Source organism: Flavobacterium sp. SOK18b, from assembly GCF_014156605.1.
Classification (GTDB): Bacteria; Bacteroidota; Bacteroidia; order Flavobacteriales; family Flavobacteriaceae; genus Flavobacterium; species Flavobacterium tiangeerense.
The window spans coordinates 1-23,519 of the sequence record NZ_QKNZ01000063.1; the positions used below are offsets into that span (position 1 = coordinate 1).

Consider the following 23,519-nt stretch of genomic DNA (forward strand, 5'->3'; position numbering starts at 1 on the left):
TTATTATTACATGCAAAATAATTCAGAGCTATATTCTTTGAAATATCTAATGTGAGTAATTTATTGTTGTCACACACTAATGAATTGATATTTAAATTATTTGACAAATTTATTGTTGTTAATTGATTATAATTACAAAATAAATTTTTTAAATTAATATGTTTGGATACATCTATTGATGATAATTTATTAAATCCGCAACTTAATGAAGTCAACATCAAGTTTGCAGAAATGTCTAGAACTGTTAATAAGTTGTTAGAGCAATTCAATTCAGTTAATCCTGTGTTTTGAGAAACATTAATTGTAGTAATATTATTAAAGAAACATTTTAATTTAGTTAAATTTTTATTTTTAGTTACATCAATAGCAGTGAAAAGGTTTGCACTACAATCTAAATCGGTTAAAACTATATTTTTTGAAAGATCTAAAATTGTTAGTTTGTTATAGCCAAAATCTAAAACTTTTAATGCTAGATTTTTTGAAACGTCTAATTTTGTCAATAATCCATTTCCGCCACTACCCAAAGAACTATTACCTCTACATTTTAATGTTTCTAAAGAAACAAAATCCTCAATACCAGTTAAATCTGCTATGGTAGTTGCGTCAAGAGTGAGTGATGTTACAGCCTTTATATTTGAAGTCAACACCTTGCCATCAGGAGTACCTGAATCGTAACCTAATGCAATTAATTTTTTCTCAAAATTAAGGTCAGGGATCAAGGTATAGGCAGCACCAATTGTTGCCACATCTACTACAGAAACATTGTCTACTAAAATTTCAGAGTTCAGCGTACCGGTTGTCCAAATGTCTACTTCAATAGATTCGCTTACGGTTGGGGTGTAGTCAAATTCTATTTTTCGCCATTCGGTGCTGGAAGTAACGGCATCGGTTTTTTTGGTAATTTCTGTTTTAAAAGTACCTGGTTGGTGATACAAACTTAGGTCAATGGCCGAGAAAGTTCCCGTAACGAGTTTGTGATACATCGTAATGCGATACGTTTTACCAGCTACAACCGGAAAAAATTCACTGTTAATGAAGTTAAAGGTACCGCTAGTAATTTGCATTTTGGTACTCGAGCTACCATTTTGAGCAGATGAACTTTGGAATACTAATCCGCTAAAAGATCTGAACCATTTGTCTGGTTGTGAGGAGGATGTCCAGTTTTCGAAGTTTCCATTGGGCACCAAATTAGTTTGGGCTTGCAAGGTAATTGTCAAAAACAGAAACATCAAAAGTAATTTTGTTTTCATAAAATATATACTGTTGATTTTTACTACAATAGTATGATATTTTTTTAAAACTTTTTGAACTTTTTATCAAATACTAAATTATGGTCGATTTATAAGCGATTCTCTTTTTAATTTTCAAGAGCAGTTTAATTTCTAGCTTTATAAATATGCAATGTAAACACATTCTGCTTTGTTTGTCTGCCCTTAATCTCAGTTGGGAATAACCATATATTTATTTTAGACCTAACAGGTTTTTAAAACCTGTTAGGTCTAAATCTTTATATAATTATAGGAAATTATTTTTTGCGTTACTGTCTTTGCATTAGGGTAATGGAGTAGGCGCGAAGTCAGAGACATTGGCATAACAGGCTGTTGGCAATCGTTGCAAACGATTGCCAGCTGGAAATTTCAAAACAAAAAAGCAACAATTTTACTTGTTGCTTTTTTGTTTTTACTTGTATTATTTGACTTTGATTGTGGGCACGGAATGCAATTCCGCGCTATCGTACGTAGGGACATATCCGCGCTATCGGGTCTCCATTTCCAGAACGAAATATTAAATGCACATGACTTGGCATGATGCAATATCCATATATTTCCATTGCTTTATTTTTTCTACAAAAGTCTAATGATTCTATAATATTCCAAAAATATATATCCCTAGTAAATACATCAATCCAATTCACGGTTGCGAAGCTTATAAAATAAGCTCCCTCTTTTTCTCCAAATTTATATTTTGTACTCATAACTTATACGTGTGTTTACTTTGTAGACACGAGCGAGACGCTCGCGCTAGCGGGGGCTTAAACTTGTTGATCTGCATAAAATTTAATGAAAAAAGCGTTTGAAAGTTTTACATCTCAAACGCTTTAAATTTTCTATCAGAAATCATCACATAAAACTAGATGGCGGATTTGATATTCTTTTATCAAAGGCTTCTGACATACCCCCAAATATTCTGCCTAAATCGAAAACTTGATTTAAATCTGCATTAGTAAATTCTATAATAGCAAAATTGACTTCATCATATATGTATTCGACAAAAACAAAATCTGTTTTGTAAATGAAATTATAATTAATTAGAGTATCTTTTAACAAATCCTCATAATTAGTCATTATTCTTAACCTCATTTTATCTTGCTCCATTTACTACTATTAATTTAACATTAGGAAACATTTCATTAAATTGTTTTATTACACCACGACACGAAGAACAGAAAGGTAATTCGGATACAATTTTTAATTCTCCTGAAACGCTCAAGTATTTTTGTCCTTTCACGCATCCCGATAGCGCGGATTTGCAATCCGTGCCCACAAAGCAAATCTACATGAAACGAAATAAACCCCAATCGCTGTGGTATACAAAAACATGTTATTAAAGAAAGACGGTTTTTAAAACCACACTAAACTTTATCGCGAACTGATAGCGCGGATTTGCAAGCCGTGCCCACAACGATGAGCCACAAACATAATCCGTAACCTCAAAACAAATCTACACGAAAACAAAAAAATACAAGCTATTTTTTTGTTTGTTTTGTAGCTTTTATTGTATTTTTAAATAAAAAAATGTCAACAAAATATAAAGCAACAACAACAGATCAGGCATATTTTATAACTATTACAACAGTAGGTTGGGTTGATATATTTACGCGACTCAACCAAAAGTACAATATTGTTAATGCTTTGCAATATTGTCAAGAGAAAAAAGGACTTGAGATTTATGCGTATTGCATTATGCACAGTCATATCCATTTAATGTGCAAAGCCACAAATGGTTTTATTCTATCTGATGTCATGCGTGATTTTAAAAAATTCACTTCCAAGAAAATTATTCAAACGATTAAAGAGGAACCAGAGAGTCGCAGGGAGTGGCTTTTGGCTTATTTTGAACAAGCCTGTGCGCATCTAAAGAGAGATCAAAGCTATAAAGTATGGCAAGACGGCTATCATGCTGAAATAATAGAAACCAATTGGTTCATAAAACAAAAAGTGAATTATATCCACAACAATCCTGTAAAAGAGAAAGTAGTTAGCTCACCAGAGGATTATTATTTTAGTTCTGCTAGAAATTATGCGGGCTTAGAAAATGAATTAGATGTTGTAATGTTGGACTTATTTTAGATTGTTGATGAACTTTGTGGGCACGGATTGCAAATCCGCGCTATCGTTTGCAGAGACATATCGCCAGCTGGAAATTTCAAAACAAAAAAGCAACAATTTTACTTGTTGCTTTTTTGTTTTTACTTGTATTATTTGACTTTGATTGTGGGTACGGAATGCAATTCCGCGCTATCATACGTAGAGACATATCCGCGCGATCGGGTACGGAATGCAATTCCGCGCTATCATACGTAGAGACATATCCGCGCGATCGGGCTCTTTTAGAACGACAAGCTTACGTTGCAGATAAAAAAGCAATCTTGTTTGACATGATGATTGATTTAGCTGAGAAAGAATATCATATCGATATCCGAAAAAACTCTGCACCCGAACAATCGCCCGCTTTAGAGCAAAAGAACAAAAAACAGTAGCGTTTACCTGTTATTTGTTCGGGATAGACAGACAGGTTTATTATCGAAAGACTAGAAGAATAGCATCCAAACAAAACAAAGCCAAAGAAGTGATTTTGATGGTGAATAATATCAGGAAGACAATGCCTAGAATAGGTACTCGAAAACTATATTATCTTTTGTTGGATAAACTTCAATTAATGAAAATTGGAAGAGATAAGTTCTTTGATATACTCAGAGCCAATCATTTATTGATACATCCTAAACGAAGTTATCAAGGAACGACTAACTCACATCATCGATTTAATAAACATCAAAATCGAATTCTAGATTTAGAAATTAACAGACCAGAGCAAGTTTGGGTCTCTGATATAACCTATATAGGAAAAAGAGATAATCCTTGCTATTTAAGCTTAGTCACAGATGCTTATTCTAAAAAGATTATGGGATATTATGTTGCCGATAACATGAATACAGAAAGCAGTTTGAAGGCTTTTAAAATGGCTCTTAAACACCGAAACAACAAAAACTTACCATTGATACATCATTCAGACAGAGGGATTCAATATTGTGCTAATGACTACCAAATGCAACTTAATAAAAATAAAATTCTATGCAGTATGACACAAAACTCTGACCCTTATGAAAATGCAGTGGCAGAAAGGATCAATGGTATTTTAAAACAGGAATTTAGGATTGACAAATACAATCAAAAAGCAGAAATCATGCAAAAAATTGTAAAAGAAGCTATTGATATCTATAATGAAATCAGACCTCATTATTCTAATTACATGCTTACTCCAAATCAGATGCATCACCAAAACAAAATTAAAATGAGAACCTATAAAACAAAAAACAGTAGCAAACCAGAGCTTGCTACTGTCTAAAATTGTACTTTTATTTTTTATTAATCCTGTATCACTTTTTCAGGACTAGACATTGTATTATTTGACTTTGATTGTGGGCACGGAATGCAATTCCGCGCTATCAATATCGAGAATGTTCGTTATATCCGAGCTATCGGGTGAAGCCCGTACGACAAATTTATTTTTCAAAAGAACACTTCGCATAGCATGTGCTATCTTTGTTTATTGCTGGGACTAATAAGTTTCTTATAAAAAGACATCTCTTTCATCCAAACCGCTTCCTTTTTTCGTCTTTTCTCCTTTAACGCATCAATATGCAATAGTATTTCGGAATTGTATTTTTTAAAAACAGGACATTTATCAATAAAGCTTTTTTCGGGATTATTTTCTATTTCGTCATATTCTTTTTTAAAGGCAGGACTCATTTCTATTTTTTCATCTTTGAATGTTGATATAAGATACTCTGCAAGTTGACAATTATAAGGATATTTAAGTCCATCTGACTGAACCGTAACTTCTCTGTCAATAAGAAGGTAATCTTTTACCCCATTGAGAGCATAGGCTGTTTCTACCTTAAATACAATATCAAAACTAGTATCTAAAGAACCTATTTTTAATATAAATTGTAATTTGGAATCGTATTCTTGTTGGATTTCGGGGTCATTAAAACGCAATAAATCATAAAAAAAAGGACTATTATCATAGGGAGTATTGTTCCTTTGACGGTCATATTCTCTGTAATATTTATTGTATATGTTTTTTATAAAAGAATACACTTCTGGGTAATGAAACCTAATTAGTAGTTCCATATTGGGGTAATATTTTTCAATGCTTTTTCCTTCTCTGCTCGAAAAACTCTCTTTTGAAGCGATACTATCCTTGAATTTAGTTGCCAATACAGGGGATTTTAAAATAGAATCTATTTCTTTTCGTCTTTTAGTATTCACAAAATCATACCCTATTTGATCTTTTAAGAATCTGGAATTTTCATTTATGTGTTTTATAAAAGCAGAATCTTCTTTTTTCATATAATACTCAAAATATTCTTTTTGATTTAAGCATTTCAAGAAATATGTTTTCAACTCTTTGTCGCTTCGCAACGCATCATAATTTATTATATACCCATTATAATCGGTTCTTCTTATTTTTTCTAAAGCATCAAACGGGTTGTACTTTTTAAAATAATACAAGATAGAGTCTTTTGTAATTGTTTTTTCATTTTGTGCATTAGCATTGGCAAATGCAAAAAAGAGGGCTAGAAATAAGTGTTTAATTTTCATAGTTGTCTTTTTTATTATTATCTATTCATATATTCTAACTGAAATTTGAACCAGGATTTAGAAGGTACGTTATAGTCCATAATATTGTCTTTGGTTTCGCCTCCGCTATTGATAATTTTAGGGAATTTCAATTTTAGATCTTCTTCGAAAGGATGTGTCATATTTCTCCAATGCCCCAGTTCGTGTGCTGTATTGGAGAAATATCTATTCTTTACCTCCTCTGCACTCCAATTAGCAGAATTATTCCCGAACAATATCCCTCCAGTCTTTCCTCGTCGATGAATCCCTCCCTTATACCCTTTCTCGTCAGGAATTACTTGGTTGGTTATAAACAATACGTCGTCTGCTTCTCCAAGCGAAGGATTCTCGTTGTTGTATTTTTCTTTTAATAGATCCGCCACCGTTGTTGTTGTTTTGAACAGCTCCTCTCTGTTTTTATTGATGGTAAAGTCTTCACTTATCACATTTATGTTAAGAAACAATTGATTAAAGGCAAATGTATTTAAATAGTTCTGTAACTCTTGAGCGGTAAATGGTTTGTAAAACGCTGTTTCATCTTTGCATTTGGTAAAAATTATTTTTACAGTTTTTTGAATTGCTGTAGCACAAAAATATTCTATCTGCCCTACTATTTCATCACTGCCTTTTACTTTAACATCAATTAACATTGAAGTTAAATTTTCTTCATTTATAACTTCTGATGCCAAAATATTTATTTGGGAATTTTTAATAAACTCTTTGCTACTAATTACATATTCTTCTTGTCCATTTATTTTTATCTTACCGCTTAATCGGGGTTTAAAAACCAAGGCAAATTCAGGATCTTTTTTTATGATTTCTTTAAAATCAGACAATTCCATATTTAGAGTGGCTGTTTTCTTTTTTTCTAAAGCTATAACAGGAGTGTAATGCGTTTCTTTATTTGTGCCAGTTGTAATTTGTTTGTAATATTTCGCATCTTTCAAGGTTTGGTGCAATCTAAAACCATCGTCAAACAAAAATTCACTATTGTAATTGTTGTCTCTAAAAAAATTCACGACAGGAGCTGTGTAGGTTTTAATATTTAATTTACCTACCTCTTTCTTATTTCCCCAATTTTCAGATACGTTCAAAACAATATTCTCTCCTAATATTTCAGTAATCGCCTTAATTTTAAAAATTATCTTGCCCTCAATGACTTTATAGTTTGTAAGAGGCTTATCTCCTAATTTAAAATCCCAAATAATTTCTTCATTTTTTTCTAGCTTTTTAATGTCATGATAAGTGTTTTCTCCTTTTACTAAATCAATTTCAAATTCTTGGTTATTCAAAAAAACAGGCATAATGCTTTTACTATCATATTTTACACCGTTTCTAAAAAATACCATACTATTTAGTTCTTCCATTTCCATATTACGAGCTTCCATATCGGCTACTTTACCAGTAGGTTCAACATTTCCATTTTTGTCAATTGTATATATCTTTCCTGAATTATCGTTGAATGTTAAGGGAAGTTTTTGATTTCCAATGGATGTTACATAAATCGTACCTTTATCATCCTTAAATGTTAATTCTTTTTTTGCAATATCAAAAGTTGAAGTTCCAGAAGTTATCACATAGTTCATGTTCTGACTGAATGGAATATCTATAGGTTTTTCTTTAGTGCCGTTGTCACCCATTATATCGTTGACGGCTTGATCTCCATCCACGATACTCTTCCACTCCGGATCATAACTCGCTACAATCTCCCCAGAAATCAGTTTAAAATCGGTGTTTACTCCAATGTTGTCAAAAGTGATACGAATGCGGGAGAATTGCCCAATGTTTATTTTATCGCCACCCAGTGCGTCGGCGGCATCAATCAATGCTCTAAATTTTTCTAAAAATGGTAAGGTTACATAGCCTTCACCTGTAAATCTGCCATTGCTTCCTGAAGCTTTAATCACCACAATAGGGAAATCACCCGCGGTTACTACATCATTAGGGAGTAGGTTTTCTAACGGGTTTTGATTGGCTAGATCCTTAGGGTCGGGCTTGATACCACAACCTGTAAAAGCAATTTCGTCTTGAGCCAATGTGGTAAATTCTTGTATGCTGCTGTGTACGTATTTCCCTTTTTCGCAAGAGGCTCCTACGGTGTATTCATAGGTGGTGTTGGGTTTTAAATTGGCCAAAGTGGCATTCTCACGTGGGGTTTCAAGAGGATACCATTGTGAGTCGGCATTTTTTTCGCGGTAGTTTACTTGGTAATCAAAATTATCTAGGGCGCCGCTCCACGTTATTTTGGCTTGGTCTTGGCTTACACCATCTGTAGTTACTTGTAAAGGTGCTGTACAATAGACATCATAACTAAAGGAAAAAATTTCGCTATAGCCATTGTTTTTAAAAACCCCAATCTCCTCGGCCCCCACTATTGCTTTGGCCTTAATGCGCCATGCATAGGTTTTTGTTGGTATTAATTGGGGTGCATCAAGACCATACAGCAGCGTAGTGGTACGTATGGTAGCAGTGTAAATGGGCTTAGAGTACGCAAAAGCGTTTTGTATAGGAGTATTTTTATCAAAGATTTCAACTAGATCAAATTGGTATTCCACATTACTTACATTTTTAGTTCTTGGTGACCAACTAAAAATAATGTTTTGAATGTTTTCCTGCATGATGCTAGCCTTATTCAATGGTAAGTTGAGTAAAGGTGGATCATTCTGAAAAATAGTAGTGATGACATTGCTTTTGCGAGACAGTTTTTGTCCAGTAGCTACATCATACACTTCAACTGAAAAAGTATATATTCCCTCTGGAATAGGTTGGGCGTATTGATTGGGTGTTAACCCTATCAAGTTTCTAAACTCAAAATAAGGCGCTAGTTGCGTATTATTCAATAGCTCAGGCACACCACCCTCTAGATAAAGCGGTTGTGCACCTACTACAAAATCATTGTTCATAAATGAGATTCCGTTGCCTTGCCAATAGCATTTTAAGCGTACTTGTCTTCGTGCAATGGTTAAATCGTTCAGCACGATTTGTATCTTTATGGGGCTATTGCTTGTAGCAGCATCTGCATAATGGCGCCAGTAAATTGGCGAAGGCTGATTCATTTGCGTGCTTATAGTAACTGGCAATGTTTGGGCAAAGCCCGTAATTCCTGCAAGTAAAAGTAAAAAGATAAAAAAGTAGGTTTGTTTTTTTAGCATTTTAGTGGTGTATTTGTTTTCTATCCAGAGTTTGTTATCAGTACCAGCGATGTCGTTTTTTTTGCCCATTTTATTTCTGAAGGTATTTAATATTAACATCATCACTGCTTGTGTTTTTTGAAGCTAAATCATGGTAAAAAGGAATTAATTTCATTTCAATAGCACTTATGATTTCTTCGGATGTTTTTTTATTTTTTACTAGTTCAAGTGTATTATCTATTATTTGAGCACTAAAAGCAGATACGTACTTGTTTTCTTGAATAGCATTAGCTTGCATTTTTGCAGCCAATGAAATTTCATTGTACATCCAGCGGTGTCTTACTAATTTGTTCTTATTTTGTTCACTTTTTTTAAGCAAACTTACATACGATTTATACCCGTTTTTATTGCTTATTTCTTCCTCTTTTTTGTCGTGAAACGGGTGCATGTTTATTCGCCCTACTAGTGATAGGTATTCATTTTCAAGGCTCTCGTCTTTGTTTTTCATATCCTTTTCTAGCTTTGTATACGCTTGCACTAAATACTCCTCATACTTAACAATGTTTTTGGTACTGCTATCTTGCGCCATTAAATAATCTAAAACTTTGTTTTTAAACTCTTTATCATCAGTTGCTTGATTTATAGCTGAAAATAGTTGCTTTAAATTAGATTGATCTGGTTGAGATAAAAGAGCGGTATTGAACTGATTAGCATCCAGCTGGTTTAAAATTTCGGCTCTATTGCCTTGATACGTTTGGCCTTTATAAAGAATCCTTATCGCTGGCTTAGCAGAAATACTGTCTTTTTGCTCTTTCGTTTCGGCTGTTTTAGTAGGTCTCAGTTTAATTTTATCAAAAGAATAGGAATAAGATAATGTGGCTGTAATATCTTTGTTTTGAGCTGTTTTAGTATTGTTAAACAGGGAAATAGCATTGAAACTAAAATTGTGTTTTTCTTTATAAATATAAGATCCATTGAGTCTAAAATTAAAGACGTCATTTTGTTTCATGCCATTATTACTACTCGTATTGTAGCTTATAGCGGCTGATGTATTTAGTTTTTTATCAAAAAAAAGTTTGTTAGCTGCAAGTGTTGGTCCTAGTATCAAGCTTCTACCAGTATCTGTTATTCCTAGTGTATTATTTACAGATGCAGTAAGATTTAAAGCCCTTTGAGGAAGTCCCACTAAATAAGAAATAGCGTTATTGTAATACGTTGTTGCGCCACCAGCAATGGTTTTTCCTTGTTGTTGATTTATGGCGTCTTGCATGCTAAAATTAGCATTAAAGGTGTGTTTAATTTTCTTCGTATTTTTTAATAAATAATTTACAGACAATGAGGCGCTTTTATTGACTTGTCTAAAATTAAGGGTATCGAGGTTTTCAAAGTTGGAAGTTTGATTGATAAAGTCAAATTGATTGCGGCTATTAGTAAAAGACTGAAAATTAGAGTAATTAGCGTTTAAGTTTAATTTCTGATTTACCTTAACATCAGCAGTTACAGACGATACCAAACGTTTCATCTGACTTTGTTTTTGTTTGTCTAAATTGTCTTTTTGTAACCCAAAATTCATGGCAAGGTTTACTTTGTTTTTTAATACGGTTTGTGTTGCATTTACAGTTATGTTTTCTAAATCATTGTTAAAAAAATAGCCGCCTAGGGTTCTATAATTAGGATCAATACGCTCATATCCTAGTCCTAAGGTTCCATTACCAGCTGGGTAGGCTAGTTGTCCTCTAAAAGCATTATAATTTGCGGTTGTTGAATTAGGGTTTAAAAATAAAGAGGCATTAATTTTTCTTGTAGCTCCTGTTTTTTCTCTAATGTCTTCGGTGACACTGCTGGTGGCGACTTCAGTAGTAATTTGTACTTTTTGAAGGAGTTTAAATGCTGTTTCTAAACTTATGGCTGTGTTCTCTTTTGGAGTAACTCCTAATTCAAATGGAAATAATGGATTAATGGAGTTAACTTGGTCTTTTGCTTTAAAAAATGTAACTCCAATGTTTACTTTTTCTAAAGCATATTGCGTTTTAAATCCATAGCCAAATCTTTTGTAGGTAGGAAGTAGGTCCGGGAGGTTGCTGTTGTACTCATTGCTTCGTAATAATCGTCCGTACATGGCACTGATTTTGAACTTTCCTTGTGGGGTCAAATCAACACCAAACCCTGTGAACTGATGTCCACTTAAAGTATACGGAGAAAAACTCATACTGGCATCTCCTATATGTGCCGTAATCCATTTATATGACGGATGAATGCTTAATCGATTCATTAAAACAGGTTTCCCATAACCTAATTTTTGATTGGTATACGAGAAAGAAAATGGTAAATTATATAAGCCCGCAATATTTAGATTGATATTACCATTTAGGAAATAATTAAAGGGATCACGGGTAGCACTGCCAGAGTAAAAAATACTACTAGCTGATGCTCCTCCGCTTACGTTTATTAATTTGCTTTTACCTACTTGCTCAATATTAAAGTTTTGTCCAAAACTTATGACACATTTCAGGAAAAGTAATACTATTATAATTCGATTAAAGTTCATTATTTTATGGTGAGACTTTAGAAAGTAAAGTCTTTATTATTATTTATAAATACTGAGTACTATTTGATTATTATTTTTCTCAACTTGCTTCCTTGTTGAGATTCAAATAGAATAAAATAGACTCCAGGTATCATACCACTTAAATTAAAATCAAAAGTATATGTTTGTTTGCCGTTTTCTGATTTTGAAGCAATGATGCTATTATTGATTAAACTGAATATTTTAACAGTAGCTGGCATTACTTTATCTAAAGTGATATCAATTGAAAATATACCATCAGATGGGTTTGGAAAGATTTTTAAATCAAAATTTTTCATTGCATCAGTGGTGTCAGGATCTTTATATTCTCCCTCTAACACTAATACTATTTTTGTTTGAAAAGCAGTACAATTTCCTTTTTTGCTTGTTATGCTGATATCATACTCACCTGGTTTTGAAAAACTCATCTCGGCGTAGTCTTTACTCTTTGTTTTGACTATAGCCTCAGTAGGTAAAATCCACTCTATACTATCAGGTTTAGGATCACTAATGTTGATAACAGTAAAAACCTCATTTGTAAATACTTGTGATGACATAGCAAATTCAGCGCTAATAGGAGTGTTTTGGCTACTAATTGTAATGGTATCTACAGCTTTACATCCTAATTTATTGGTTATTGTTAGGGTATAATTTGCAGGTTCTTTTAAGGTTACAATAGGTTTATTACTAGTAAATCCTTTATCTGATTGCCAAAAATAGATGGCTTTATCATCATTAATAGTAGCATTAATTGTCAAGGTTTGATCAAGACACAAGGTCACATCTTCCCCAAGATTTAACAGGTCCTTTGGAGGGTTTTCAATTTTATATTCTTCTTTTATGATACATCCTTTAAAATCTGTGATTATTATAGAATAAGTACCTGCCTTAGCATTGCTCAATTGGCTGGTTTGTGCTCCTGTACTCCATAAATAAGTGTAAGGGCCTTTTCCTCCTGTTGTTGTCAATACAATGGTTGCATCATCACCATCAAAGCAGGTTGGCTTTTTTATTTGAGCTGCTGTGGTAAGAGGCTGCGGAGCATTAATCGTAATCTCATTGGTTACACGACAGCCATTTTTATCTGTAATAACAACACTATACTTCCCTGGCGGTACATTTTGTATGCTTGGGGTTTTATCTCCAGTGTTCCAGCTGTAATTGTATGCAGTTGTCCCGCCTGTTGGAGCCGTTGTAATGGTCCAGTCGTTTGCATCCCCGCACAACGTATAATCAGCAGATAATGTGTTTTTTAAAATATCTGGTTCCGTGATGGTTATACTTTTACTGGTCGTTTTATTACCGTTAGAATCCGTTACAATCACATAATACGACCCTTTCCCGATGTTATTCAGAATAGTAGTTGTGGCTAATGCTGTTGCATTTCCGTCTGCAAACCATTGGTAGGTATAGTTTTCACCTGGTTTCAAGAACCCTCCTAAAGTGATAGGTCTTAGACTTCCGTTGGCATCACCATTACACAAAATGATATTTTGAACCGCCGCTGAGGTAATTAAAAGCGCAGGTTCTGTTACTTCGATTAGTAGGGAAGTAAGCTTACATCCTTTTGCGTCTGTCACATTTACAAAATACTTTCCTGCTGCAAGATTGTTGGCCGTAGCAGTATTGGCAATAGTTGTTGTTGAACCGTTTTTGTACCATTGGTAGGCATAGTTACCGTTTCCACCAGTAGCTTCAACAGTAATAGAACCGTTAGCTAAACCAAAGCCTGAAGCAGCTGTAACTATTGTTTTTGAATTGATTAAACTTATTGGAGCTAAGGGCTGCGCTATGCTAACCTCTAAATTTGGTACATTGCTGCATAAAATTCCATTTTTGTCTTTTATTTGAAAAGTGTACTTTCCAGCTTTAAGCCCTTCATGAATTGTACTGTTTTTAGAAGTAAAAGAGATCCAATTCCCATAACTATCGTTTTCTGGTTTAAAACGATATTCAAAAGTATTGCTTCCTCCTGACGCGGTTAATGTTACACTTCCATTTTCTTCACCAATACAGTTCACATCAACAACTGTATTACTTGTAAGAATCAATTCTGGTTCTGTGATTGTTACTGATGTACTGGTAGCTGTATTTCCGTTTTTGTCTATCACTTTTAAATAATAATTTCCAGCACCTACAAAAGGTGACGTAGGATTAGTCCCTATCATAAAATTGGAACTATCATACCATTCAAAGTTATAATTTGGCACACCTCCAGCAACAGTTGCTGTTAATTGGATACTTTTATCGCCATAGCAATAAATTACTTGGTTTATTGGGTTAATAAGGGTAGTAAGTTTTTCTGGTTGTGAAATCGTTATTAATTCTGACGTAATACTACAATTTTTTGAATCGGTGATTTCAACATAATATTTACCAGCTACTAGATTTATTGCTGTACTAGTTGATTGGTTGATGTCAATTTTATTTTCATTAAACCATTTATACAAATAGTTTCCGTTACCACCATCTATATCCACAGCAATACTTCCGTTGCTTAGTCCAAAACCAGAAGTACTGGTTGTATTTATTTTAGAAATGGTTAAGATAGAGGGTTGTTCTATCTTGGCTAGAGCTGTTGCTATTGCATTACATCCCTTAGAGTCTTTAACATATATTGTATAATCTCCCGTTGGAAGATTACTAATAATTGCGGTAGAACTTGCAGAGAACGCAGTCCAATTAGTAGTATTTAAACTATACAAATAGGAGCCGCTACCACCCGTTACGTCTATAGAAATAGTACCATCATTAGCCCCGTTACAAGTTGAATTAGTCTTCAAAACACTTTTAATTTCAACTACATCAGGTTGAGTAATAGTGATCTTATTACTTATCACTTCTAATTTAGCCGTATCTATACAGCTAAACTTATACTCACCTGGACCATAATTAGTTAAAGTCGTTCCGTATTCTAATGGTATAATTTCATTGTTTTTATACCATGTATAGGTTTTAATCCCTAAACCACCTGTTACGAGTGCTTCGATATTTGCTCCCTCACCATTGCATATGATTTGCTTGGTTTGCTGAATTGAAGCTGTTAATACATTATTAGTTAAATCAATAATTTCTGTTTTGGTACATCCTGTATTATCAGTTACACTTACAGTATAAATATCTGTTGGTAATTGATTGATCAATAGAGATTTGTCCGAGACTACTTTTTCTAAAAGTGTACTTCCACTACTATTTTTAATACTGTATTTGTAATCATTTTGTCCACCTTTCATTACCACATTAATCGACCAGTTTGTTTCTGGTAGAATTGGTTTAGTTAGTGTGAATTTTTCTTTATCAAAACCAAAATCTTCAGGTTCTGTAATTGTAAATGTTTTACTTTGAACACAATCATTACTATCTGTTACAGTTAAGGTGTAGGTTCCTGCTAATAAGTTTTCAATAGCTGAATCATTAACTTGAGATGTGGTGTTTTTATTTACATTTAATAAAGTGTATTTGTAATTTGGTGTACCTCCACTTGTTTCAAAAATAATACTACCGTCGGCTTCGTTAGGACAGGTGGCATTATTCTTTTTGATTTCAACTAACGTTAGTGCCTTGTTAGGTTGTTCAATAACTACAGGTATTAAATCATTTAAATTTGAAGGAGTAGTATTTAAATTAAAATCAGTTACTTGAATGTAATAGGTGCCAGCAAATTTAGTGTCAAATTTTGCTTCTAAAGCTTTTTGGCTTTCTAATACATTTTTATTCCTATCAAAAAGGGTATAGGTATAAAAACCATTGTTGTCTTTTACACCACCTGTGGCTATGGCATTAATACTACCGTTTTGTTCACCAAAACATAAAACTTTAGTTGTTAGAACTTTAAATTCTAAAAGTTTTGGTTCATTAATGGTGAAAGTTTTTTCAATAGAACAAATAAGATTTACATCTGTTATGATTACTTTGTATTCACCCGGAGCTAAATTACTAAGATTGTTATTGCTCTGATTATTTATAACGGTCCCATTAAAAAACCATTGGTATTGATATGTTGGTGTTCCTCCGCTAGGAATTACTTCAATTTTTCCGTTATTAGTTTGATAACCTGTAGCATCTGTAGAAGTAAATGACTCAATTGCTAATTCATCTGTAGGTTCAGAGATTGATGTAGTTACAACATTAACGCAATAAGCCGTTAAATTAGAATTATAGTTGCTATCTCTTATTTCAAGTGTGTAATTACCTTTAGAAAGGCCTTCAATTTTTGATGTATTACTTCCTATACTTGCAGTTTCTTTTTTCCAAATATAAGTATAAGGACCTGTGCCGCCAATTACAACTGCTTCTAGTGATCCATCATTTCCATTATAACAAGAAACATTTTTTTGAATTAAGTTTACTACTATTGGAGCAGGTTGCTTAAAAGTAACAGGTATAGTATTTGAAATTATTCCAGCCACATCTGTAGCGGTTAACTCATACTCCCCGTCTGCTATATTTTCAAACTTAGCTATAAATCCAACAATAGATTCGGTAATTCCTGTTGTTCTATTTTTTAATCTATAAGTGTATGTTTTTTCAGATTGGTTTTGCTCAAATGTTGCTCCACCTGTGGCAGTTGCATCTAGAGATCCCGTTAATCCATTGCATTTTGCTTGTAGATGCGTTTCACTTACTATAGGTTTTGTTGGTTGTAAGACAGTAAATGTTTTAGGCAATTCGCAACCCTTAGCATCAGTAATCACTACAGAATACTCACCCGCAGCGATGTTACTTAGGGTTGGACTATTAGTACCAATTGTATTACCAGCACTATTCTTCCATGTATAGATGTAAGTTGGTGTGCCTCCATTTCCTGGGTCTATAGGTGTACCGCCGTCTACGCTAATTTCTATTTTTCCTGTAGCGAGTCCGTAACCAGTGGTTGGAGTACTTACTTCACTTGCAATAAAAAGTGCTTTCTCTGGTGCTGTAATTTCAATTTCTTGTTTGGCAGTTTGACAATTATTTGCATCGGCTACACTTACCTTATATTTGCCTACAGATAATCCATAAATAATTCCATTTTTAGCATCTATTGTACCACCATCGCTGGAAATTGAGTAAGGATTATTAGGATCGGTACTTTTTGTCCCTCCTGTTATTATAAGTTGAATGCTTCCATTTGAACCACCAAAGCAAGAAACGGGGGTTGGTGTTGTTGTAAAAGCCAATACATCAGGTTGATTGATGGTAAAGGTGTTGGTGCCTTTAGATGTATTAATTTTAGCAAATGATGTGTTTAGGTTTGCGTCAGTAATAAAAACTTCATAGGTACCTGCTCCTAATTTCTCTATCTTATCAGTTGTCCCTAACGTTGTCGAAGTATCAACTACATTAAACCATTTATATGTATAAGGAGAAACGCCACCAGAAACGACTGTTGCTAATTCAGCGTTAGTGTTACCATTGCAAAATATATCTGTTCCAGCTGGTTGAATAATTGTAAACTCCAATTTATCAGGTTCTATAATAGTAAAACTCTTTCCTACCGAACATAAATTTTTATCGGTAACTAGTAAGCTATAATCTCCAGGCGCTAAATTTGTAATTTCATCAGAATTACTACTTACAAAGTTTGTGTCGTTAATTTTTTTCCAACTGTAAGTATAAGGAAGAGTACCTCCAGAAACACTAACTGAAATTTTACCGTTATTAAGGGCAAATCCTGTTGCATTTTCTTCAAAATTTGTTGATATAGACAAAGAATTTTTAGGTTCTTCTATTTTAATTAAGGCTGTTGCCACACAATGGGTTTGATCTAAACTCGAATAGTTGCTGTCTCTAACTTCAATAGAATAATCACCAGCTAGCAAACCAGATATTGATGATGAGTTACCCCCAATTATTTTGTTTCCCTCTTTCCAAATATAAGTGTAGTTTTGTGTACCTCCTGATGCTACAACACTTGCTGTTCCATCATTGCCATTAAAACAATTTACATTGGTTTGGCTAAGAATTAGATTTATTGGATTGGGATTAATGTAAGTAAAGCTAATTGCATCGGAAACAACACCATCTGCATCTGTAGCAGTTAGGGAGTAAGTCCCCTCTAGTATATCAGTAAATACTACTGAATGACCTGATTTAATTACTTCATCTTTCGAAGTAATATTTTTTAAAATGTATTTGTAATTTTTTTGAGAATCCAAAAGATTTAAAGGTGCTCCATTACTTGCGGTAGCAGATAGACTTCCTTTTAGACCAAAACATTTAGCTTCTGTTTGAATTCCTGAAACTAAAGGTTTTGTTGGTTCTTTAATTAAGAATTTTTCAGTTATCTTACAATTATTAAAGTCAGTAACTAAAACCGAGTAGCTTCCTGGTGCTAGATTAGTAAGATTTGTATTGTTACCAATTTCATTTCCTTGGCTGTTTGTCCATAAATATGTATAACCAGTAGTTCCAGTAGTTCCACCTGTTATTGAAATAGAAATACTTCCATTAGATTTTTCAAATCCAGTAGAATTTGCAACAACATATGATTCCATTTTTAAAGGGGAACCGGGTTGTGTTATAGTAAATTTTTTAGTTACATTACATGAAAATTGGTCACTAACAGTCACTGTATATTCTCCTATAGATAGTCCCGAAAGACTAAAACTATTACCAGTATTTGTAGTAGTGGTTGTTGTACCATTTGTACAAACAAACTTATAGTTACCGTTTAAAGGAGTTCCTCCAGAAACACTCATAGAAAAAGTACCATCAGCAGCTCCATAACAAGAAACATTTTTTTGGCTTGAGGTGTCAATTTTTAATAGGGTTACATTTATGCTGGTTGAATTAGATACCGCACTTTTACTATCTCTAACTTCGACACTATAATTTCCTGCAGATAAATTGCTAATTGAAGGAGATATTGCCCCTTGAATAATATCATTGCCATTTTTCCATATGTAACCGTAAGAACTGTTCGGATTGAGAGTACCTCCCTTAGCTGTTGCCACAAGTGAAGCCGTTCCTTCGATTTGACAATTTGTACTTTGTATTTGATTAATAGTCACTGCCAAAGCTTCCAAATTAATTGTTTCAGTGTCATTTGTAGGGCTACAATTATTAGCATCTGTTACTTTAACAGTATAGATACCATTTGAAAGTCCCTGTATATGATTTTCTGTTATGGGTCTATTAAATGTATTATCTCCAACTTTGGACCAAAAATATTTATAAGTTCCGGTACCACCCGATGCGTTTATAGTGATTGTTCCGTCACTGGCGGTTGATGATGAGGGTTGTGTTTGTTCAATAGAGTTTACCAGCACAGGCGTAGGGTCTGTAAAAGTAACTGATCCAGGGATAGAGCATCCTGGAACATCTGCGTCTGTTATAATGTAATTATAAGTACCAGCTTTGCTTGATAAATTTTTACCATTATTGGTAATTATGGCAGTGTTAATGTCATCTCCCGTCCAAGCTACATTATAATTACCTGTACCTCCTAATATCGCTAATGTAACGCTACCGTTATTTCCATTACATGGAGGCTCTATTTTATTTTCTGAAACAGTTATTTGTTCATTTTGAGTTACTTGAACTATATTCGATTTTTTTATATTCTTTCCATCATTAACTTCAACATAATAAAATCCTGCTGTTACTGCAGTAGTTCTTGCATCTGAAATTGATGAAGCATTTAAACCATTTTCATCACATTTGTACCAAGAATAGGTATAATTTTTAGTACCTACATAGGGATAACCTCCGGTAGCAGTGTTATTATTTATAGCTAGCGTTGTTGTACCACCAAAACAACCAATTTTATTAGGTTGAATAAGACTGATTAGTAATTCGGCTGGCTCGTATATTATGAAAGGAATTGGTGCACTGCTACAGCCATCTTTAGAAGCTATAACGGTATATTCGCCAGCTGAAAAATTAATCCAAGTATTTAGATTATTTAGATCTTCTGTAGGGGTAAATGGACTAGTACTTTTTAACCAAGAATAGGTATAGGGTTCTGTTCTACCTCTAAAAACGATATGTAATTTTCCATCACTTTTTCCATCACCTGTAGTTGCAGTTGTTATAAATGCCTCATTGAGCTCAATAGGAGCTGGATTTGTAAAAGTCACTGTTCTTGCACCATCTACAGCTATTTCTGTTACAGTTGCTTGTGTTTGTGAATATCCCCAAAAGTTAATCAAAAACAATAGTAGTAGGAGTAAATATTTTTTCATAATAGGTGTTTAATAGCGGATTATCTTTCAATACAGAATTTTGAATCAGTGACTTTTATTGTATATACACTTTTTGTATTTAGTAGTGGTATTGAAACTTGATTTGATAGCTCATCTGATGGGTTGAATTGTATTCTTTTAATTTTTGTTTCTCCATTAATTAATTCTGTAGTGCCTTCTAAGTCATCATAAAAATAGGGCGGGCTACCGCCAATAGCCTCTATAATTAAATTAGTACCTCCATTATTACATAAAGGATTATTGGCTGATACTGTGAATTCTAAATTAGTTGGAGATGATATTGTAAAACTTTTTTGTTCTGGGTCACTCATGAGCTCGGAGTTTCCTATAATCTTTTTGGTTTGATACGTAAGAATATATTTTTCAGCATCTAAATTATTCCAAGTATAGGTTGTTGGAGTAGTCATCGAATCTTTAGGAATTCTTTTATTCCCATTTAAGACAGCACGACCATTTTCATACAAAAGAGTCATTTCATATTGCTCACCCTGTTGAAGTTCTCTCTCAAATGTGAAGGTAACAGATCCATCTTTCGAATAGGAGCAGCTAGTAAAATTGGGAGAAGTTGTTGAGATAATTTTCGGAGCTTTTCTAGTAACATTGTATGAAATAATATTTGAATACACGTTTTCTTCGGTAATAGACGGATCCGAATCAATGACTACTCTAAAGTCTACAAAACCAGAGTAATCTAATGGGATAAAATTTGCAGTTATAAATTCAAATTCTTCATTAAAAGAAGTACTAATATTCATTTTTTGAAATTGACCTCCATTAAGTTTGTACTCCCAATGAAACCTTTGTGTTCCACTACAACCAGTTGCTTTTAATTTGATTTTATCCGTTAACACGTTATTTACTCCTGGTGAAGTGAGTACTTGGTTACTAATTAATTCGAAATAGGGTCTTAGATTTGAAGCACCATAGCCAATGGTTGTTTGGCAATCTTTTGTTATTGTTACATTAAGAGAAGCCAACAACTCATATATGTCTGTTTGATTATAATCAGTGTAAGTCTCATAATCTAGTGTATATGAGCTTGGTTTTTTATCGAAAATTAAATATGGACCAACTTCTTGTATTGGACACAACCAAATACCATCGTCTGAACTTATATTATAACTGAAACTTGTTGTAGCTCCCCCATAATAGAATGTTGGTAGACTATAATTGCTGCATCCCCCATAGTTAGTTTTCATTATATATAAAACCTGCGCTGAGGAGCTGGTAGTTGTTATTAAAACTAATAAAATAAATAGTATTTTTCTTTTCATAAACATATTAATTATTATCAATACAGTTATTGGCATCAGTGACTTTTATGGTATATACACTTTTTGGATTTAGTAGTGGTATTATAACTTTATTTGATTTCTCATCTGATGGGTTGAATTGAATTCTTTTAATTTTTGTTTCTCCATTAATAAATTCTGTAGTGCCTTCTAAGTCATCATAAAAATAGGGTGGGCTACCGCCAATAGCCTCTATAATTAAATTAGTCGCTCCATTATTACATACAGGGTTATTGGCTGATACTTTGAATTCTAATTTAGTAGGATCTACAATCGAAAAAGCCTTAGTTGTCACGGCACTTGAATTAACATCAGTTGTATTGTCTGTTGTTTTTTGGGCTTGATATCTTATAATATAGTTACCTGCTCCTATATTTGTCCAAGTATATTCATTATTTATTATCGCAGATTTTGGAACAAATTTGCTTAATAAGAATTTAGGGTTAAGGGGGTTAGCGTTGGTAAAAAGATTGAGTAATAGTTGCTCATCATTTTTGATTTCACTTTTAAATTTTAAGGGGATACTTCCTGTACCAGTATTATTACAGGAAGGGTTTAACGGTAGTGGAGGATCAATTTCTAGAAATGGTGAGCAAGGGATAATATCACAAGGTAAAATATTAGTAAATTGCGAACCAAATCCCGCTCTAAAATATACTTTTGTTTTATTTTCAAAGTCAGTCAGTTCTTTTATTTTGAACGAGATGTCTCTTTGCTCTTGAAAGTTAGCTGCAAAATCTATCCAACTTGTACCATCAAAACTATACTGCCAATTCCAGCCGTTATTTAACTCAATTACATCTTCTGGACATTTGCTATCAAGTGCATCTGTTGATGTTACATGAATTGAATAAATTTCTGAATCGGCAATGCATCCATTAAAAGTACTTTGGATAAAAGTTGCTTTGTTGTACAAAATATTTTGTGATATTGGTCCGCAATCGGTATTATCATAGTTACCGGATGTTCTTGAAGTGCATTGGATTGTACTTGGCTGATCATCAATAGATACATAATTGTATACTATTTTAAACGTTAATTCAGGATTACTTGTTTTACTAATAGTTTTAGAGCCAATGGTAATTCTCTGAACACCAGCATGACTACCATACCATCCTTTAAATGGAAATAAAGTGGTCTTAACTAATATACCATACTCACTTTGTGAATAGGCAGTATAATTCACTAGTAAAACAAGCAGCAGAAAGATAATTTTGTTCATATGCCTACTCATTTTTACCATTATCAATACAGTCATTTGAATCCGTAACTTTTATTTTGTTCTCTTTTGGGGCTAAATCTTTTAGTTTATAAGTACCATTTGGTTCTTGTATTGGGAATTTTTGAATATTATCAACATAAAATTTATAAGCACCTGTACCGCCTTTTACACTAATGACAATTTCTCCAGTACCATCGTGGCATAAGGGGTTTTCAGCAGATATAATCTCGAATTGTACAGCTGTTGGATCCTGATATTGAAAATCTTTATCGGTTTCAGGTACTCCTCTCTCCTTTACTCCTTGAAAAGCTTGGTATTTTACCGTATATATTTCTCCATTTATTAATCCTGTAACATTATTATAGGTATATTGTAATGTATTAGCAGTGTCAAAGGCAATAATTTCAGGGATTTGGTTTCCAGTAAGTTCTCCAGTTTTTTGAATAATTTGAAAATAGGTTAGTTTTTCATTTTTGATAGGATCTAATGGTCTGTCAAAAGTCACAATGACAGTCATAGGATCACCACTACAATTTGGTTGAATTGGGTTTAAATTCGTTATTACTGGCGCACAAGCAGAGTAAGTTATTGTAATTGGATCTGTAAAAGGTCTGCTTTGATAGCCCAATCTGAAATAGAGTTGCTTATCAAAGTAGTTTACATGACTGTCTCCTAAAACATCTTTAACTGAAAAATTCGTAGTTGGATTATTGTTGAAATTTGTCGGCACATCTATCCAAGTTTGTTGATTGTCTAATGAGTATTGCCAGTGGTAAGCTTCATTAGGAAATCCGGCAGGAAACCCTGCTAAATCAAGTGTTTCTCCAGAACATAACGTTGTTAAAGTATTGCTTTTTTGAATAGTTACGTTAGGCTTAAATTCAGTAACAAATATTGATGAAAAGCATCCAGAAGCACTAGGAAATACTCCTTTTATGAGTTCCGAAGCAGTTAACGGAATAGAGATATTACTCCTACATGCGCCATATTCTCCATTTGTATCTGCAGGATTAATAGCAGCGCGAAAATTAAATATAAAATCATCATAATGTGAGATATTTCTAGTGATCTCTTCACTTGTTGGTTCAAATAAGTAAACAGATTTATTATTGGAAATCAATTGTGCTCTTGAACCATTGGTACTTTCAAAAATATAATTCATCGCGTAAGAAATATTTTGCCCATGGCTCTTAATAAAAAAACAAATCAATGACAA

Annotated in this window: 13 protein-coding genes and 1 pseudogene; 3 read left to right on the forward strand and 11 right to left on the reverse strand. The window is 33.4% G+C overall.

Annotated elements, in window-relative coordinates; all coding sequences use genetic code 11:
• The 4 genes and pseudogenes from DNC80_RS10255 to DNC80_RS10270 form a co-directional block, all read right to left on the reverse strand.
• Window positions 1–1,250: leucine-rich repeat domain-containing protein (locus DNC80_RS10255; protein WP_182651140.1), on the reverse strand; the 1,250-nt coding region annotated here is incomplete at its 3' end.
• Between the two features lie 509 nt (window positions 1,251–1,759).
• Window positions 1,760–1,975 (reverse strand): annotated as a pseudogene (locus DNC80_RS16020) (transposase); the annotation flags it as partial.
• A 145-nt stretch (window positions 1,976–2,120) separates the two neighbouring features.
• On the reverse strand, window positions 2,121–2,360 hold the full coding sequence (locus DNC80_RS10265) for a hypothetical protein (RefSeq protein WP_182651142.1): 240 nt from the start codon (window positions 2,358–2,360) through the stop codon (window positions 2,121–2,123).
• Window position 2,361: 1 nt separating this feature from the next.
• Window positions 2,362–2,544 (reverse strand): deaminase domain-containing protein, encoded by a 183-nt coding sequence (locus DNC80_RS10270; protein ID WP_370628739.1) that lies wholly within the window; start codon window positions 2,542–2,544, stop codon window positions 2,362–2,364.
• A gap of 251 nt (window positions 2,545–2,795) precedes the next feature.
• On the opposite strand from DNC80_RS10270, the gene DNC80_RS10275 reads away from it, so the two are divergent.
• The 3 genes from DNC80_RS10275 to DNC80_RS10280 are packed head-to-tail and all read left to right on the forward strand — an operon-like array spanning window position 2,796 to window position 4,626.
• The gene (locus DNC80_RS10275; RefSeq protein ID WP_182651143.1) at window positions 2,796–3,350 is read left to right on the forward strand and encodes a transposase; all 555 of its coding nucleotides are present in this window, start codon (window positions 2,796–2,798) and stop codon (window positions 3,348–3,350) included.
• Window positions 3,351–3,397: 47 nt separating this feature from the next.
• A complete protein-coding gene (locus tag DNC80_RS15815) occupies window positions 3,398–3,760 on the forward strand; it encodes a hypothetical protein (RefSeq protein WP_220485231.1) in 363 nt (120 codons plus the stop codon).
• A 14-nt stretch (window positions 3,761–3,774) separates the two neighbouring features.
• Complete coding sequence (locus tag DNC80_RS10280) at window positions 3,775–4,626, forward strand: IS3 family transposase (protein ID WP_220485232.1); 852 nt, start codon at window positions 3,775–3,777, stop codon at window positions 4,624–4,626.
• A 191-nt stretch (window positions 4,627–4,817) separates the two neighbouring features.
• Here the strand turns inward: DNC80_RS10280 and DNC80_RS10285 are convergent, their stop codons facing one another.
• The 7 genes from DNC80_RS10285 to DNC80_RS10315 form a co-directional block, all read right to left on the reverse strand.
• Window positions 4,818–5,885, reverse strand: coding sequence for a hypothetical protein (locus DNC80_RS10285; RefSeq protein WP_182651144.1), 1,068 nt, complete (start codon window positions 5,883–5,885; stop codon window positions 4,818–4,820).
• 17 nt (window positions 5,886–5,902) lie between these two features.
• Complete coding sequence (locus DNC80_RS10290) at window positions 5,903–9,157, reverse strand: fibronectin type III domain-containing protein (protein ID WP_182651145.1); 3,255 nt, start codon at window positions 9,155–9,157, stop codon at window positions 5,903–5,905.
• Window positions 9,126–11,582 carry a hypothetical protein gene (locus tag DNC80_RS10295; protein WP_182651146.1) on the reverse strand — a complete coding sequence of 819 codons (2,457 nt, stop codon included), beginning with the start codon at window positions 11,580–11,582 and terminating at the stop codon, window positions 9,126–9,128. The genes DNC80_RS10290 and DNC80_RS10295 overlap by 32 nt, the downstream gene beginning before the upstream one ends.
• A 59-nt stretch (window positions 11,583–11,641) precedes the next feature.
• Window positions 11,642–19,768, reverse strand: coding sequence for a T9SS type A sorting domain-containing protein (locus DNC80_RS10300; RefSeq protein ID WP_182651147.1), 8,127 nt, complete (start codon window positions 19,766–19,768; stop codon window positions 11,642–11,644).
• Window positions 19,769–19,788: 20 nt separating this feature from the next.
• On the reverse strand, window positions 19,789–20,988 hold the full coding sequence (locus DNC80_RS10305) for a hypothetical protein (protein WP_182651148.1): 1,200 nt from the start codon (window positions 20,986–20,988) through the stop codon (window positions 19,789–19,791).
• A gap of 82 nt (window positions 20,989–21,070) precedes the next feature.
• Window positions 21,071–22,303 carry a hypothetical protein gene (locus DNC80_RS10310; RefSeq protein ID WP_182651149.1) on the reverse strand — a complete coding sequence of 411 codons (1,233 nt, stop codon included), beginning with the start codon at window positions 22,301–22,303 and terminating at the stop codon, window positions 21,071–21,073.
• Between the two features lie 4 nt (window positions 22,304–22,307).
• Window positions 22,308–23,465: a hypothetical protein gene (locus tag DNC80_RS10315; RefSeq protein ID WP_182651150.1), complete on the reverse strand. Its 1,158-nt coding sequence runs from the start codon at window positions 23,463–23,465 to the stop codon at window positions 22,308–22,310.
• Between the last annotated feature and the right edge of the window lie 54 nt (window positions 23,466–23,519).

Bases quoted from the DNA above. Each gene is read 5' to 3' on its own strand.
- DNC80_RS10315 (WP_182651150.1), bottom strand. From the start codon at position 23,465: ATGAATTATATTTTTGAAAGTACCAATGGTTCAAGAGCACAATTGATT.
- DNC80_RS10305 (WP_182651148.1), bottom strand. From the start codon at position 20,988: ATGAAAACTAACTATGGGGGATGCAGCAATTATAGTCTACCAACATTC.
- DNC80_RS10295 (WP_182651146.1), bottom strand. From the start codon at position 11,582: ATGAACTTTAATCGAATTATAATAGTATTACTTTTCCTGAAATGTGTC.
- DNC80_RS10285 (WP_182651144.1), bottom strand. From the start codon at position 5,885: ATGAAAATTAAACACTTATTTCTAGCCCTCTTTTTTGCATTTGCCAAT.
- DNC80_RS10310 (WP_182651149.1), bottom strand. From the start codon at position 22,303: ATGAACAAAATTATCTTTCTGCTGCTTGTTTTACTAGTGAATTATACT.
- DNC80_RS10275 (WP_182651143.1), top strand. From the start codon at position 2,796: ATGTCAACAAAATATAAAGCAACAACAACAGATCAGGCATATTTTATA.
- DNC80_RS10265 (WP_182651142.1), bottom strand. From the start codon at position 2,360: ATGAGGTTAAGAATAATGACTAATTATGAGGATTTGTTAAAAGATACT.
- DNC80_RS10290 (WP_182651145.1), bottom strand. From the start codon at position 9,157: ATGATGTTAATATTAAATACCTTCAGAAATAAAATGGGCAAAAAAAAC.
- DNC80_RS10300 (WP_182651147.1), bottom strand. From the start codon at position 19,768: ATGAAAAAATATTTACTCCTACTACTATTGTTTTTGATTAACTTTTGG.